This window comes from Gordonia sp. GN26 (assembly GCF_054823965.1).
This window is the reverse complement of the sequence record NZ_JSYC01000020.1, coordinates 28,010-43,276: the sequence shown is the minus strand read 5'-3', so window position 1 is coordinate 43,276 and position 15,267 is coordinate 28,010. Positions and strand designations below refer to the sequence as shown.

Here is a 15,267-nt window from a genome sequence, read left to right as displayed (position 1 = left end):
CCGTCGGGCCTCGCGGCGCCGTCAGGTCAGCAACAACGGTACGCGGCACCTGGTAGAGCGGGGTCGGCGACATTATGATCAGTCCACCTATTTCGCCGACGGCGCATTTCGCCCTTGCTCCCCTCACCCTAGGACGGCCGATGAGCGCGACCTTCCCGAGCAGGACACGCCGACGACTGATCCGCGCCGCCGTGGCCGGGTTGCTGGTGGCGACCGGCGTCGGGCTCGGCGCGTTCAACGCCTGGTGGGTCGCCCTGTTCTTCGGCGTTCCGCTGGTCGTCCTGGGGATCGCGATCAGTCCGCGCGCGTCGCGGGTCTCGGAACTGCCGGAGTTCCGGCGCGGCGTCACCCGGGACGCCCCGCAGATCGAGGTCGGGGCGCTCACGCGCAGCACCCTCACCGCCGAGGACATGCAGCCCACGATGGTGACCGCGACCGTCAACCCGCCGAATGACACCGCCTACGAGGCGCGGTGGATCACCTCGATGAGCAAGGGGCATTTCCAGGCACTGGCGTCGAACCCGTTCACTACGCTCCCACCCGATCAATTGCCGCCGCGCGATCAGACCGACACCCCCGAGTTCGACGACCATCCCGGCCGGTTGGCGGTCATCTACCCGGCGGTGACGCTGGTGACGGCCGCCGCCCTGCTGTTCGGTGTCGCCGAGAGCTGGACGATCTCGGTCCCGTCGTTGCCGTCCTTCGGTTCGGCCGTCGACATCCCCGGCCGCGACGACGCGGAGGCCTCACTCGCCGAACGCCACCAACGGCTCCTCGACGAGATCGTCGACCACCTCGGACCCGGCGCAACCCGAAATGTGTTGCGCCTGGGCTACAACCTCGACTCGACCTCCGACCAGGCCATCGTGTTCGATCCCTCCAACGGGCGCGCAACGAGCATCAGTGTCTGGGACGGCGGTTCCAACGCATCCGCGACGCCCACCATGGACCGGGCGGACAAGACCTTCGACGCGGCCACGATCAACCCGGGTTCGCTGGGCGACATCGCCGGCTCCATGCAGGCCGAGGTCACCCCCATCGTCTCGGACGCCCGACTCGACAGGTTCGAGATCCGACGCCCGACGGCGAACGAACCCGTCGTCCTCACCGGCTCGTTCGATCCCGGGGACGCCTTCATCCGCGACATCGAGATCGAGGCCCGGACCGACGGCACCGTCGCGAAGTACTTCGACCCAGCGGATTTCGACACCGCCTTCACGATCGCCCGCTCCGCACTGCCGCTCGCCGGGATCGCCCCGAACGCACCGGTACTCGACGACTTCGTGATCCGCGGCATCGCCGACAACACCCCCATCATCAGCGCCAGCAGCATCCAGAACAGCGGCGGTGTCCTCGTCCGGTATACGACCCCGGCCCGCAGCGGGCAGATCGTCATCGCGCCGGGCACGTTCCCGGACGTCTCCGGCAGGGAGGGACGCCACCGCCCGGACGGCTTCGCCTTCGACGCGATCTCACCGCAGTTGTTCGATCGCGTCCGCGACGACGCGATGAGGCGCGGCTCGATCCCCGAATACGACCGCAGCGCGGTCGCCATCGACGTCACCGAGCCACACCTCCACGACGACACCGATTTCGTGATCCGCGTCGAGATGGCCAGGGTCGACGCGTCGAAAGGCATGTACACCCTCGACGGACAGTTCATCAAAGCGGCGCACTACTGATCGTCACGCATTGGAGGTCCCGGCCTCCAGCGCGCGACGCGTGACCGCGTTCAGTTCCGCGACCGCCGCCTCCGGCGGATGCAGGACGCCGCGATCGGTCATCGTGGTGACGATGTCGCGAACGCGCCCGTAGTACGTGGCCTGCTCGGCCGGGGTGTTGCTCGCCTCGGCGTGGTTGTACAGCTTGAGTGCGGTGTCGAGGGCGTTCTGGTCAGCGGGTTCGAGGTAGCCCGCGCCGATGCGTCGTCCGTGCTTCTCACACGCGATCCAGGCTCGCCGGAGTGCGGCCACGGACTGTTGGTAGGCGTCGGCGCGACCGCGGTTACCCGGGTAGGCGTCGGTACGCAGGGCGGTGGCCTCATCGAGCGCGAGGTGGAAGGTCTGGGTCTGTTCGACCGTGACGTCGGTGACCGCCGGGTACTTCAGCAGCAGCGCCGGGTCGAGTTCGTAGGTGCCGTAGGCGCTGAGCACCTCGTCGTGGCGGCGGGTCGCCTCTTCCCACAACCGTTGCGCGGCCTCGTCCGAGCCCGCGTCGGCGATGCGGGGCCGGCGTAGATCGACCGGTGTGTGCTCGCGATCCGAGGAGTCGTGGTCGAGGTGCATCTGCCCCACCGACACCGTCGCCGGCCGGTCGGCAGCCTGCTCCTGACCGGACTTGCGTCCCGCGTCCTTGGTCGTCGAAACACGTTGCGGCGCATGCGCTCGCAGCCGGTCGATCACCGCGGTCGCGGCCGGATCGCCCTCGACGATCGCAACCTGCCAGAGGTCGGGGTCGCGGTCCTCATCAGACCCGGCGCCGGAGCCTGGTTGTGGACGCGCGAAGGTCAGCTTCAGGTACTTCTGCCCGAGGACGGTGAGGTGCTGGGCCTGCCTGCCGGTCATCGCCGAGGTTTCGTAGGCCGGACCACCGATCGCGAACGACCGCAGCGCGCTCAGCGGGTAGGACACCAAAGTGTGGTCCTCGTCGCCGAAGTAGACGGTGTCGTCGTCGACGGTGAGCAACACCGCTCCCCGCTCGCCCAGTCGGCCGTATGCCGCCGCGAACAGCGACAAGGCGAGGAGTCCGGCAACCACCGCCGCGATAAGCAGACCATCGACGCCGGCGATGTTGAGCCCGACGAGTGCGACGAGCGCGACCATCATGACGATCCACGCGGCACCTGCGGAAGCGTGGTGGCGTCCCGTCAGGTATTCGGTCCGGCAGGTCACCGAAACCACATCTCACCTCCGATGGCCATATCGCATTCCCCACCCGGTCGGCTACCGTAGTGAACGTGAGCCTCGGGGATCGCCGTCAGACGGCACGCGTACTCCACCCAGCCCGCGAACATCGCATCAGCTTACGCATTGTTGCTCTGGTCAGCGCGGTGTTGTTCGTGTCGGGTCTCGGTGCGTTCGCGGCCGGTCCGGGTGTCGCCGCGCCGGCGGTTCCGCCCTTCGTCGGCAAGTCCTACTCGTCGACGGCGGTGACCGGCCCCCAGATCCCCGGTGGTGGCCCCCTTCAGCTGACCTTCACCGCCGCCAACCGCATCTCGCTGTTCGCCGGCTGCAACCGGCACGTGGGCGAGATGACGGTCGAGGGCTCGGTGCTGCGCGTCGGCTCGCTCGCCTCGACGATGATGGCCTGCCCCGGTCCCCGAGCGGGCGCCGACGAGTGGATCACCACACTCACCAGGGAGCCCATCACCTGGTACTCGGTGGGTCACGCACTCGTGCTCTCCGGGCCGGGAGTCCAGGTCCTGCTGACCGAAAAGTACTCGTGAATCGTCCCGCACCGGCCGTCGTCACCGTGACCGGTGCGGCCGGGAGCATCGGATACGCCAGCGTCTTCCGCATCGCCGCGGGCGCGATGCTCGGTCACGACCAGCCCATCGCCCTCCGACTCCTAGAGCTGTCCCAGGCGGTCCCGGCCGCCGTGGGTACCGCGATGGAACTCGACGACGGCGCCTTCGGCCTGTTGAAGTCCGTGGACGTCTTCGACGACCCGCGCAAGGCCTTCGACGGTGCGAGTTTCGCCCTGCTCATCGGTGCGCGTCCGCGATCGAAGGGCATGGAACGCGCCGATCTGCTCGCGGCCAATTCCGACATCTTCGCGGCACAGGGAGCGGTCCTCAACGACGTTGCCGCCGACGACATCCGGGTGATCGTGGTGGGTAACCCCGCCAACACCAACACCGCGGTGGCCGCCGCTCATGCACCCGAGGTCCCGCCGCAGCGATTCACCGCGCTCACCCGCCTCGACCACAACCGCGCGATCGCCCAACTGTCCCACCGCGCCGGGGTCGAGGTCGGCGAGATCAGCCGGGTCACCATCTGGGGCAACCACTCGGCGACGCAGTACCCCGACATCTTCCACGCGCGCGTCGGCGGCCGCACCGGCGCCGACCTCGCCGCGGACCGCGAATGGCTCGTCGACGACTTCATCCCCACCGTCGCGCGCCGCGGCACCGCGATCATCGAGGCGCGTGGCACCTCCTCGGCGGCATCGGCGGCCAACGCGACCATCGACCACGTGCACGACTGGGTCCACGGAACCGCCGCCGACGACTGGACCTCCACCGCGCTGCCGTCACCGGGCGCGTACGGCGTGCCCGAGGGCATCGTCTGCTCGTTCCCGGTGCGCTCGGTCGACGGTCAGTGGGAGATCGTCGAGGGACTCGAGATCAACGACTTCTCTCGGGAACGGATCGACGCCTCGGTCGCGGAACTCGAAGCCGAACGCGACGCCGCTCTGACCTCCTGAACGGTCGTCAGCCCGTAGGCTCTTCCCATGGCCAAGAAGGACAAGAAGAAGCCTCAGAAGATCTCGAACAAGGTCTACGAGGCCGAGCTCTTCCGGCTACAGACCGAGCTGGTCAAACTCCAGGAATGGGTGCGCGAGACCGGCGCTCGCGTGGTGGTGGTCTTCGAGGGCCGCGACGCCGCAGGCAAGGGCGGCACCATCAAGCGGATCACCCAGTACCTCAGTCCTCGCGTCGCACGTGTCGCCGCGCTGCCCGCGCCGACCGACCGTGAACGCGGCCAGTGGTACTACCAGCGCTACGTCGCGCACCTACCGGCGCCGGGCGAGATCGTGCTGTTCGACCGGTCCTGGTACAACCGTGCCGGAGTGGAGAAGGTCATGGGGTTCTGCACACCCGAGGAACACACCCGATTCCTGCGGCAGACACCGATCTTCGAGCAGATGCTCATCGACGACGGCATCATCCTGCGCAAGTACTGGTTCTCCGTCTCCGACGACGAGCAGCTCAAGCGTTTCCGCCAGCGGATGAAAGACCCTGTGCGACAGTGGAAGCTGAGCCCGATGGATCTCGAGTCGGTGTACCGGTGGGAGGACTACTCGCGCGCCAAGGACGAGATGATGGTCCACACCGACACCGCTCTGAGCCCCTGGTACGTCGTCGAATCCGATATCAAGAAGCATGCGCGGCTCAACATGATCTCGCACCTGCTCAACAGCATCGACTACGACGAGGTGCCCCGCCCGGAGGTGACTCTGCCGAATCGGCCGATCGAGTCGGGCAACTATCGCCGGCCGCCTCGATCGCTGTCCAAGTACGTTCCCGACCATGTGGCGACGCTGATCCGCACCGACCACTGATCGCGTTCTGATGTGGATCGGGTTCGCCGAGTTCGATTATCGCCTGGGCGATGTGCACTCGCTGAAACAGAAACGGTCGGTTGTCCGGCCGATCGTCGCCGAACTCCGTCGACGGTTCTCGGTGTCTGCGGCCGAGGTCGGTCACCTCGAGATGCATCGGCGCGCGGTGATCGGCACGAGCGTGGTGGCGGCCGACCGGAGCCACGTCGTCGACGTGCTCGACGCCGTCGAACGATCCGCCGCCAACCATCCCGAGGTGGAACTGCTGTCGGTGCGACGCCGGATCATCACCTCCGAGGACCTCTGAGACCCGACCCGCGTCGTCCGACTGAAAACCACCCCTGAAGTGCACCCCCCAGAGGGCGACCGTTGACACTATGTCGCCGGCGGAGCTGTCCAGGGTGCAAATCGGGGGCGGTTTGCTGCGGGCGGATCTCGGGGGCGGTTTGCTGCGGGCGGACCTCAGGGCGGTTTTCAGCAAGGGCGGGGGTCAGCGAAACCCGCTCACACCACACCCGCCGCGACCGCGGCCTCCCGGTATGCGGCGGCCAGCGAGTCGACGGTCTCGTGCGCGTTGAGTCCGCTGGGGTTCGGGACCACCCAGAGCTGGGCACCATCCCAGGTCTCCTCCTGGCGACCGGACACCGCGTCGCGTCGCCCGAAGGCGCTGCGGTAGGCGGTGATCCCGGCGACCGCCACCACTCGCGGACGGATCTCCCGCACGCGTTCCCGCAGCCGACGACCGCCGTCCCGGAACTCCTCGACCGTTAGTTCCGCGGCGGTCGCGGTGGCGCGGGCGACGACGTTCGTGATGCCGATCCCGCGTCCGGTCAGCAACTCGGCGTCGGCCTCGGACATGCCCCGTGATGCGTCGATCACCCGGTCGACGATCCCCGCGCGTGCCAGCGCCGGGTAGAAGCGGTTGCCGGGCCGCGCGAAATGGGCGCCGGTGGCGGCGGTCCACAGGCCGGGGTTGATCCCGACGAACAGCAATCGGCAGTCGTCACCGACGAGGTCGTCGACGGTGCGGTCCCGGTATTCGAGGAGTTCGGCCCTGGTGAATCCCATCCCCCGAGGCTAGACGTCGGTCGGGGGCACCTAGGCCTCGTGCTGCCCGGCGACACAGAACTGGTTGCCGTCGGGATCGGCCAGCGTCACCCAGCCGAAGCCGGGCATCTCGCGGTCGGCGATCTTCGTCGCGCCGGCGGCGATGAGTCGTTCGACCTCGGCTTCGCGGTCGTCGGTCGTGAGGTCGAGATGGATGCGGTTCTTCCCCGGCGTCGGGTCGTCTACCTGCTGGAACGCAAGGAGGGGTGCACCCTCTGCCAGCGAGAGGACGACGAAGAAGCCGTCGTTCTCCTGGACGATCCGGCCACCGAGCGCCTCGGCCCACCACGTGGCGAGCGGCATCGGCTGGAGGGTGTCGACGGTGATCATGCCCACTGCGAGACTCATGCGCACCAACCTATCGCCGGCCACCGACATCCGGCGCCGGCGTCTGTCGGATGAAGGACCGGACCTCGCCCACAACCCCTCCCCGGTGGGGTCCGGAGCACTACACTCACGTTGATGCTCGGACTCTCTTACACGGTCTTGGGCGGGCTCGGCGCCCAGATCGGTTCCGATCCCGTCGAACTCGGCACCCGCAAGCAGCGGGCCACACTCGCGCAGCTCGTCCTCGCCGAGGGTGCGCCGCTTCGTGCCGACCGGCTGATCGAGGGCATCTGGGGCGACTCACCACCCGATCGCGCCGAGGTGTCGTTGCAGTCCTACATCTCGGGCCTGCGCAAGGCCCTCGAACCCGACCGCAAACCGCGCAGTCCGTCGACCGTGCTGCTCACACACGGAACCGGCTACAGCCTGCCGACGACGCCGGATCAGGTCGACCTGCGCCGGCTGACCGCGGATCTGACCTCGGCACGAACCCTGATGCAGCAGGGCGACACCGCCGCCGCGGCCCCGCTCCTGCAGAAGGTCCTCGACGCCTACCGGCCGATCCTCCCGGAGTTCGAGGGACTGGCGTTCCGCGACGAGGCCGCCGACCATCTCGACCGTATGCTCGGCGCGGCGCGCGAGATGTCCTTCGAGGCACGCATGGCCGCTGGTGACCATCATCTGCTGGTCACCGAACTCGACAGTGCCGTCGAGAGATCACCACTCGACGAAGGACTCTGGGTTCTGCTCGCCACCGCGCTGTACCGGCTCGGCCGGCAGTCCGATGCACTCGGCGCGATCGCCAATGCCCGACGCATCCTCGCCGACGAGATCGGCGTCGACCCGGGCCCACGGCTCCGAGAACTCGAACGCGACATCCTCGATCACGCACCGCACCTCGATGCTCCACTCACTCCGCGCGAATCCCTCACACGCGAATCCCTCACGGTGGCAACCATTCCCCCGAGTACCGGTCGCGTCGAAGCCACCGAGACACCACCGGATCGGGAAGCCCTCGACGACGCGCCGACGCTCGTCGGGCGAACCGACGAACTGGCCGCGCTGCATCGCGCGGTTCTCGCCTCTATGACCGGGCACGGTGGGGTCGTCGTGGTGGAAGGTGAACCGGGAGCGGGTAAGACCGCCCTCATCGACGAGGCGGGACGACGCGCGGCCGGCGCGGCCGACCTGCGGGTGTTATGGGGGCGGTGCGTCGACGATCCCGCGGCACCGTCGATGTGGCCGTGGGTCCAGATCCTCGGCACGGTACTCCCCCAGCTCGATCCGGCCGACCGGGAACGACTCCTCGACAGCGCTCTGGGCCGCATGGTCACCGAAGGCGTCAACGTCATCCCGCCGCCGCGTCAGATGCCCGACGCCGCAGCGCGTTTCCAGTTCTATGACCAAGCCGCCGACCTCCTCGACGGCGTCGCCGAGACCTCGAAACTGATCATCGTCCTCGACGACCTCCAGTGGGCGGACGGCGCCTCGTTGGAACTGTTCGCGCACATGGCCTCTCGACGGACGCCGGGCGTCACGTTCTTCGCCTCGCTGCGGTCACCGACCCACCGACCCGTCGTCGCGTCGACCCTCGCCACGCTGGCACGACTCCCCGAACACCGCCGTCTCCACGTCGGTTCCCTCCGCGGGGACGACATCTCCGAGCTGATCCGCCGCGAGACACAACAGTGGCCCGAGGTCGCGACGGTCAGTTCGATCGAGCGCCGCACCGGCGGCAACGCCTTCTTCGTCCGCGAACTGGCACGCATTCTCGCCGATCAGGGTTCGATCGCGGGCAACGCCGTGCCGTCCGGAGTACGCGACGTCGTGCGTCAACGGCTCCTCGGACTGTCGCGGGAGACAACCGAACTCCTCGACATCGCCGCCCTCATCGGCACCCGGGTGGACCTGGTGTTGCTCGCAACCGCGGCCGGACGACCCGTGGACGAGGCGCTCGACACCCTCGAACCCGCCTCCGCCGCCGGGGTCGTCGACCTCGGTCCCGACGACCCGTTCGGATTCGGTTTCAGCCACGACATCATCCGCGAGGCGATCGCCGACGGTATCCCGTCGAGGCGCGCGCGGCGTATCCACCTCGCCATCGCCGACGCACTCGCCGGGAACTCCTCACCGCATGCGGTCAGCCGGGTCGCCCGCCACCTGTGGTCGGCGGGGCCGCTCGCCGACCGGGCGCGCACGACCAGCGCCCTGCTGACCGCGGGCGACATCGCCCTCCGTACCTACGACTTCGACGGTGCGAAACGGCATTTCGGTGACGCGTCGACACTCGCACGGGCCACCGGGGACCAGGAGGCCGAACTGCGGGCGATCGCCACACAACTCGCCGGTGAGGTCTCCGTACACGGCTACTTCGCCGCCGATCCCGATCTCCAGGAACGCGCCCGCACACTGGCCACCACGCTCGGTGACCGGCGGCTGCTGGCCTCCCTCGACTACGCGCGCTGCGCCGCGCACATCCAGGTCGCCGACGCGCACACCGGACACCGGCTCGCGAATGATCTCCGCGCCCGCGCCGAACGGTCCGACGATCCCGTCGTCGTCCACCTCGGCATGCAGGCCGCCGGCATCGACGAGTTCACCCGCGGCAACTACGGTGCGGCGCATCGCATCCTGGACACATACGGACCGCTCGAGGACGTCGAAGGACTCCGTGACGACCAACTGACGATGGCGCGCGGTTTCCGGGCCTGGGCGGCCACGGTCCACCTCGGCCGGGATGCCGGTCGCGCGCTGTTCGCCGCCATCACCGACGCGCGTCCGGACCCCAGGTCCCGGTTGGGCACCGCCATCTTCGCAGTCGGCGCCGCGGCGACGATCGGCGATGCGGAGTGGGCACTCGACGCCGGACAGATCATCGACTCCGAGAGTGCGGGCCCGCTCGCCTATCTGCGTCGTGGCGGCGAACGCATGTATTGGTGGGCTCGTGCCATGGCCGGCGACATCGACGACGCCCTGGTCCGTATCGACCGGTTGGAGACCGCTGACCCCCGCCCCGACCGGCCCGGCAACACCGACCAGGCGCGCACCGGCGACGGATTCTGGCTCGGACTACATGCCGAGATACTGGTCACCGCCGGAAAGCTGACCGATGCGGCCGCCCTCCTGGATCGAGCCGACGAGTTCGCCGAACGGACCGGGGAACACTACGGGGACGCTCACCGTCTGCTCGTCCGCGCCCGATACGAGTACGCCAACGGACGTCCGGCGTCGAAATTCGGGACGACGCTCGCCCGCGCCCGCGCCATCGCCGTGGCGCAGGAGGCAAAAGCGCTGGTAGAACGGGTCGACGGATTCGCCGCGGCATGGGGCGTCTCGCCGACGGCGTAGTCCCAAGTCCGCCTCAAGTCGCCCTCAAGAACCGTCGGTGAATCTGGTGTCCGAACCCGGCCCGCCCGGACACCTGACCGACCGCCCGGCGACGCCGGCCACATCCGAGGACCCACCGTATGACCGCGACCCCCACCTCACCGACCGGCCGCCCCGAACGGCTGATCGTACGCACCCGCACCTCGGTGCTCGCGCAGCTGCGCGACCGGATGGCCGGCGAGGTCCTCGGCCCCGGGGATGCCGGTTTCCGCGAGGCACGGGCCGGCTTCAACCGGCTCGTCATCCATCGGCCGTCGGTGATCGCCATCCCCGAGAATCACTTCGACGTCGTCGAGGCCGTGCGGTTCGCCGCCGAGGAGGATCTGCGGATCACGGTCCAGGCCACCGGTCACGGGACCGGGGTGCCGGCCGACGGCGGCCTGCTCATCAACACGTCCCGTCTCACCGCGGTGACCGTCGACCCGGTCACGAGGACCGCCCGGGTCGCCGCCGGTGCCACCTGGAAGGCGGTGCTCGACGCCGCGGTTCCGTACGGCCTCGCGCCGCTGATGGGTTCGGCGAGCATCGTCGGCGCGGTCGGCTTCACCCTCGGCGGCGGTTTCGGTTGGCTCGGGCGCCGCTTCGGGCTGGGTTCGGATGCCGTGCTGGCCTTCGATCTCGTGACTCCCGACGGCAGGCCGATCCGCGTCAGCGAGGCGAGTTTCCCGCACATCTTCTGGGCGCTGAGGGGTGGTGGCGCGGGCAGCCTCGGCGTGGTCACCTCGATGGAGATCGCCCTCGTCGACGTGACCACGGTGTACGCGGGCAACCTCTTCTACCCGGCCGACGACGCCGAGGAGATCATGCGCCGGTTCCGCGACTGGGCACCGGCCCAGCCGGAGGCCCTGACCTCTGCGGTCACCATCCTGAACCTGCCGCCCACCGACGACGTCCCGGAGCCGTTGCGCGGCGGGAGTTTCGCGGTGGTGCGCGGATGCTGGTCCGGCGACATCGCCACCGGCCGGGTGATCGTCGACGAGTGGCGGAACTGGCGGACACCCCTGGTCGACCTGTGGGACGAGATGCCGTTCGACGCAGTGGACGCGATCAGCATGGACCCAACCGAACCGATGCCGGTCATGGTCACCACCGAGTGGTTCGACGAGCTGCACGACGAGGCCATCGATGTGGTCGCCGGTCGCGCTCGCCCGGAGCCGGGCTCGGCACCGCTCATCGTCTCCGCCGAGATCCGCCACGCCGGCGGCGCGATCGCACGTGGTGCGGCCGGCGCGGCGAACGACCGGGCACGCTCCGGGCAATTCCTCCTCGAACTGATCTCGATGGTTCCCGACCCGCATGTGGCGCTCGCCGTCGAATCGACGCTGCGCGTGACCCGCACCGAGCTCGCGCCCTACGTCACCGGTGCCACCTACCTGAACTTCACCTCCGGTGCCGAACGTGCCGGCCGCGCCGCCGACGCATACAGCGCCGAGCACCGCCGTCGGCTCCTGGACATCAAGGCGACGCTCGACCCGCACGACCGCTTCTGTCACGGCGACATCGCCTGACACCCGAGCCGGTGCACACCGAGTAGCCGCGAGAGGGCTTGCGCGACAACGCCTACGTGTGGGCTGATGGGTGACATGACCGATCCGAACCCGTCCCACCTCGACGTCCCGCTGCTCGTCGTCGACGGCGCGAACGTCGTCGGTTCGGTACCGGACGGCTGGTGGCGGGATCGGAGGGGTGCAGCGCAGCAGCTGAGAGACCGCCTCGCGCTACTCGCCGAGCCGGGTCTCGAAGCGTTGACCGGACCGATCGAGGTCGTGCTCGTCGTGGAGGGCAGAGCGCGCGGGGTCGCGTCGGTTCCCGACGTGACGGTCGTCGAGGCCGCGGCGTCGGGGGACGACACGATCGTCGACGTCGTCGGCGACCACCCTGATCGTCGTCGCGTGGTCGTCACCGCCGATCGCGAGCTGCGCGCCCGGGTCACCGCACTGGGCGCCGAGATCCTCGGACCGTCGTCGATCCCGCGCTGAGTCCGCGACGATGCCGTGCCACATTTCCCGAGTACCGCACCGGTACCGGTCGTTCGGCGAATAATCCGGTCCGGGAACACCTCAGACGCCGGACGACGAAGGGTCTCTGTATGCACGACGTCGATGTACTGGTCGCGGGCGCCGGTCCGATCGGGCTGACCGCCGCCATCGAACTCCGCCGACGAGGTGTCCGGGTCCGGATCGTCGACCCGCTCCTCGAGCCTCCCCAGTACGCGAAAGCCGTTGGCATCCAACCTCGCACCCTCGAGGTCTTCGAGGGCATGGGGGTGATCGAACCGATCCTGGACGCGGGCATGGAGATGCGCGGACAGTTCGTGTTCGTCAACGGCGCCCAGGTGTCACGGATCGACCTGGTCACGCCGGCCGACGTGCCCTTCCGCTTTCACCTGCTGCCGCAATACGCCACCGAGCGCGTCCTGCGAGACCGTCTGACCGACCTCGATGCCGAGGTCGAGCGCGGCGTGCGCGTCTCGGCGTTCACCCAGGACGACGACGGGGTCACGGTCACCCTGACCGACGCGGCCGGCGTCGAGACCTCCGTCCGCGCGGGCTATCTGATCGGAGCCGACGGTGCGCACAGCACGGTCCGTAAGGGTCTGGGCCTGAGCTTCGAGGGTGGCGCCTTCGCCGAGCAGTACATGCTGGGCGACGTCGCCGTGGACTGGTCGATGCCCCGCGGGTACGCGATCCGCGCCATGCACCAGGCCGCCGACGGCACCACCGACGATCTGCTGGTGTGCATCCCCCTGCCGGGGCGGGGTCGGTATCGCATGTCGATGCTCGTGCCCGACGAACTCGCGATCGGCCCGGCCTCCGGCGGTGACGGCGTCGCCCACGGTTTCGAGGGCACTCGCACACCGGAGCTGTCGCACATCCAGGCCGTCGTCGACCGGTTGTCACCCGAACCCGCCACCGTGTCGGACCTGCGGTGGTCGTCGGTGTTCCGCATCAGCCACCGGATCGTCGACTCCTACGGTCGCGGAAGGGTGTTCGTGGCCGGGGACGCCGCGCACATCCATCCGCCGACCGGGGCCCAGGGCATGAACACCGGCGTGCAAGACGCTCACAACCTCGCGTGGAAGCTGGCCCTGGCCGTCTCCGGTGACGCGGCTCCCGGCCTGCTCGACACCTACGACCTGGAACGACGCCCGGTCGGCGAAGAGGTCGTCGGCCGAACGGTCCGCGACGCGCGGGAGGGCATCGGCTCCGCCGACGTGGAGTTCGTGACTCGGCGCGAAGCCCAACTGCTGATCTCCTACGCAGACATCCCGATCACCGCAGGTTCGACGATCCCCTCCGCGCCCGCCGCACCGCGGGCGGGTGAACGGGCCCCGGATGCCGCCGGGCTCGGTCGTGACTCGGTGAATCATCCGCTCCGGTTGTACTCGTTGCTGAGCGGCGTCGACCACGCTCTGGTGCTGTACGCCGACGCCACCGCGGGAGCCGAGGACGTGGCCGTACTCGAGAACCTCGCCGCCGAGGTGACCGAGGCGGCGCGCGGGCACATGAGCGCCCACGTGGTGGCGGCGCCGACCGCGCAGGTCGGCAGCACCGACCTGCCACTGCTCCGCGACACCGAGAGTCGCTTCGCCGCCGGGTACCTTCCGGATGGATCGACGGCCTTCGTCATCCGCCCCGATGGCCATCTCGGGTACCGCGGCCCACTGGACGACACCGCCGCAGTACTCGCCTACCTCCGCGCGACGTTCGCGTGACGTGACCCTGGTCTTTCGACCGCCGAGTGGCACCGGTCTCCCGACCGCCGAGTGGCACCGCTTGGTCGCCACCGTAATCTCTCACCATGACGAAATGGGGGCAGGTGGAGCGTGTTCGCGCGCTGGCGAACCGTGTGGAGGCATCGGCGCGACGCCGGGCGAGTGACTCCTCTGTCGGTCGCGCCCTGGGTTCCGGCGAGGTCATCTACCTGATCGCACCGACCGGCTATCCCAACTACGGCGACGAACTCATCGCGCGCACATGGTTGCGCCGCCTTGCACGCATCCGCCCCCAGGCGACCGTGATCCTGGACTGCCACAGCCCCGGATCGGCGAGCGCTCTTATGGGCGACGCACACCCGAATCTGCGTGTCGTCGACACGCTGTGGCAACTCTCGAACTACGCCTCCGACACCGAACCCGCCGCCCCGTGGTCGTGGGTCGGACGCGCGGTCCTCGATGCCGGCCTGGCGCCGCGTCTCACGGCCGGCATCGATCTGCTGCACTCGGCGACCACCATCCACCTACTCGGCGGCGGGTACGTGAACAGTGTGTGGCCGCACCATGTCTCGCTGCTCGTGGCAGCCGCCGCGGTGTCGGGCCGATCGGGCGCGAAGCTCGTGGCCACCGGTCAGGGCCTCGTGCCGACGGTCGAGGAACCGGCATGGACGGCCCTGGTCACGGCGTTGGGCGCGTTCGACATCGTCGACGTGCGCGACACCGCGTCGGCGCAGGCGCTCGAGGGCGCGGTCGGTGTGCGGCATTCCGGGGACGACGCCTGGCTCGCGCTACACCGGCCACAGCCGGCGGTCTACCGCGACGAAAGACCCGCCGACACACCCGGGAAAGGTCGCGGCGTAGTGCTCTGCCTGCAGTCGGACCTCACCGAGAAGTTCACCGGGCCAAATGGTTCCGGGGTCGAAGCGCTCGCTGCGTTCGTCCACGACACCCTCGACGCCTGGGAGGTCCCGGGATCGGCGGTCACCGTCGTCGAGGGAATCCCGGGTCACGACTACGAGGTGCCGTTCCGTCTCGGCTCGCGTCTGGACGGCGCGCGTGTTCTCAACTTCCGCGATGTCTGGTTCGGGGGCCTGCCCGCTGGGCAGGGCAACACCTGGATCAGCACCCGTTTCCACCCGCATCTCATCGCGGCTGCGGCGGGAGACCCGGGTGTGGCGATCGTGCCGATGCCGGTCTACTACTCGACCAAGCACCGATCCCTCCTCGAGGCCGGATCGGCCTGGAGCATCGTCGATTCGGGAGACACGATCCCCGATCGCCCCACCGCCGTCGGATTCGGCGCGGGAGATCGTGAACGCGCCATCGAGGCCAAGGTCGCCACCGCACTCGACATCTACCCGGTGGCCCCGTTCCTGGCGCACCGCGCCTGACACCCGCCGGCGCGAATTCTGCGCCGGATTGTCCGAGGAACTGGCTGTTCCGGTCGC

General features: G+C 69.1%; 13 protein-coding genes. 10 read left to right on the top strand and 3 right to left on the bottom strand.

The window, feature by feature from the left end; all coding sequences use genetic code 11:
• The first annotated feature begins 140 nt into the window (after positions 1–140).
• Positions 141–1,682, top strand: coding sequence for a hypothetical protein (locus tag OK17_RS07225; protein WP_232716375.1), 1,542 nt, complete (start codon positions 141–143; stop codon positions 1,680–1,682).
• Positions 1,683–1,685: 3 nt separating this feature from the next.
• Here OK17_RS07225 and OK17_RS07220 read toward each other — a convergent pair whose 3' ends face one another.
• Positions 1,686–2,900, bottom strand: coding sequence for a hypothetical protein (locus tag OK17_RS07220; RefSeq protein ID WP_461417049.1), 1,215 nt, complete (start codon positions 2,898–2,900; stop codon positions 1,686–1,688).
• 56 nt (positions 2,901–2,956) lie between these two features.
• On the opposite strand from OK17_RS07220, the gene OK17_RS07215 reads away from it, so the two are divergent.
• Genes OK17_RS07215 through OK17_RS07200 form a run of 4 tightly spaced genes read left to right on the top strand, consistent with a single transcriptional unit; the run spans position 2,957 to position 5,590 of the window.
• Positions 2,957–3,445 carry an META domain-containing protein gene (locus tag OK17_RS07215; RefSeq protein WP_406566974.1) on the top strand — a complete coding sequence of 163 codons (489 nt, stop codon included), beginning with the start codon at positions 2,957–2,959 and terminating at the stop codon, positions 3,443–3,445.
• A complete protein-coding gene (locus OK17_RS07210; protein ID WP_232716377.1) occupies positions 3,442–4,425 on the top strand; it encodes a malate dehydrogenase in 984 nt (327 codons plus the stop codon). The genes OK17_RS07215 and OK17_RS07210 overlap by 4 nt, the downstream gene beginning before the upstream one ends.
• A 27-nt stretch (positions 4,426–4,452) precedes the next feature.
• On the top strand, positions 4,453–5,283 hold the full coding sequence (ppk2, locus tag OK17_RS07205; protein ID WP_232716378.1) for a polyphosphate kinase 2: 831 nt from the start codon (positions 4,453–4,455) through the stop codon (positions 5,281–5,283).
• Positions 5,284–5,293: 10 nt separating this feature from the next.
• Positions 5,294–5,590 (top strand): DUF503 domain-containing protein, encoded by a 297-nt coding sequence (locus OK17_RS07200; protein ID WP_232716380.1) that lies wholly within the window; start codon positions 5,294–5,296, stop codon positions 5,588–5,590.
• A gap of 197 nt (positions 5,591–5,787) precedes the next feature.
• Here OK17_RS07200 and OK17_RS07195 read toward each other — a convergent pair whose 3' ends face one another.
• Positions 5,788–6,351, bottom strand: coding sequence for a mismatch-specific DNA-glycosylase (locus tag OK17_RS07195; protein WP_006865040.1), 564 nt, complete (start codon positions 6,349–6,351; stop codon positions 5,788–5,790).
• A 30-nt stretch (positions 6,352–6,381) separates the two neighbouring features.
• Complete coding sequence (locus OK17_RS07190; RefSeq protein ID WP_232716382.1) at positions 6,382–6,738, bottom strand: VOC family protein; 357 nt, start codon at positions 6,736–6,738, stop codon at positions 6,382–6,384.
• Positions 6,739–6,852: 114 nt separating this feature from the next.
• On the opposite strand from OK17_RS07190, the gene OK17_RS07185 reads away from it, so the two are divergent.
• The 5 genes from OK17_RS07185 to OK17_RS07165 all read left to right on the top strand — a co-directional run bounded on the left by OK17_RS07185 (position 6,853) and on the right by OK17_RS07165 (position 15,210).
• Positions 6,853–10,065 (top strand): BTAD domain-containing putative transcriptional regulator, encoded by a 3,213-nt coding sequence (locus OK17_RS07185; RefSeq protein ID WP_232716385.1) that lies wholly within the window; start codon positions 6,853–6,855, stop codon positions 10,063–10,065.
• A gap of 119 nt (positions 10,066–10,184) precedes the next feature.
• Entirely contained in the window at positions 10,185–11,612 is a 1,428-nt protein-coding gene (locus tag OK17_RS07180) for an FAD-binding oxidoreductase (protein ID WP_461417048.1), read from the top strand.
• A 75-nt stretch (positions 11,613–11,687) separates the two neighbouring features.
• Positions 11,688–12,083 carry a PIN domain-containing protein gene (locus OK17_RS07175; protein ID WP_232716389.1) on the top strand — a complete coding sequence of 132 codons (396 nt, stop codon included), beginning with the start codon at positions 11,688–11,690 and terminating at the stop codon, positions 12,081–12,083.
• 110 nt (positions 12,084–12,193) lie between these two features.
• The gene (locus tag OK17_RS07170; protein WP_461417047.1) at positions 12,194–13,819 is read left to right on the top strand and encodes an FAD-dependent monooxygenase; all 1,626 of its coding nucleotides are present in this window, start codon (positions 12,194–12,196) and stop codon (positions 13,817–13,819) included.
• Positions 13,820–13,905: 86 nt separating this feature from the next.
• Entirely contained in the window at positions 13,906–15,210 is a 1,305-nt protein-coding gene (locus OK17_RS07165) for a polysaccharide pyruvyl transferase family protein (protein WP_461417046.1), read from the top strand.
• The last annotated feature ends 57 nt before the right edge of the window (positions 15,211–15,267 follow it).

Coding starts and splice junctions, on each gene's coding strand:
- OK17_RS07225 (WP_232716375.1), top strand. CDS start 141: ATGAGCGCGACCTTCCCGAGCAGGACACGCCGACGACTGATCCGCGCC.
- ppk2 (WP_232716378.1), top strand. CDS start 4,453: ATGGCCAAGAAGGACAAGAAGAAGCCTCAGAAGATCTCGAACAAGGTC.
- OK17_RS07200 (WP_232716380.1), top strand. CDS start 5,294: ATGTGGATCGGGTTCGCCGAGTTCGATTATCGCCTGGGCGATGTGCAC.
- OK17_RS07195 (WP_006865040.1), bottom strand. CDS start 6,351: ATGGGATTCACCAGGGCCGAACTCCTCGAATACCGGGACCGCACCGTC.
- OK17_RS07190 (WP_232716382.1), bottom strand. CDS start 6,738: ATGAGTCTCGCAGTGGGCATGATCACCGTCGACACCCTCCAGCCGATG.
- OK17_RS07185 (WP_232716385.1), top strand. CDS start 6,853: ATGCTCGGACTCTCTTACACGGTCTTGGGCGGGCTCGGCGCCCAGATC.
- OK17_RS07180 (WP_461417048.1), top strand. CDS start 10,185: ATGACCGCGACCCCCACCTCACCGACCGGCCGCCCCGAACGGCTGATC.
- OK17_RS07175 (WP_232716389.1), top strand. CDS start 11,688: ATGACCGATCCGAACCCGTCCCACCTCGACGTCCCGCTGCTCGTCGTC.
- OK17_RS07170 (WP_461417047.1), top strand. CDS start 12,194: ATGCACGACGTCGATGTACTGGTCGCGGGCGCCGGTCCGATCGGGCTG.
- OK17_RS07165 (WP_461417046.1), top strand. CDS start 13,906: ATGACGAAATGGGGGCAGGTGGAGCGTGTTCGCGCGCTGGCGAACCGT.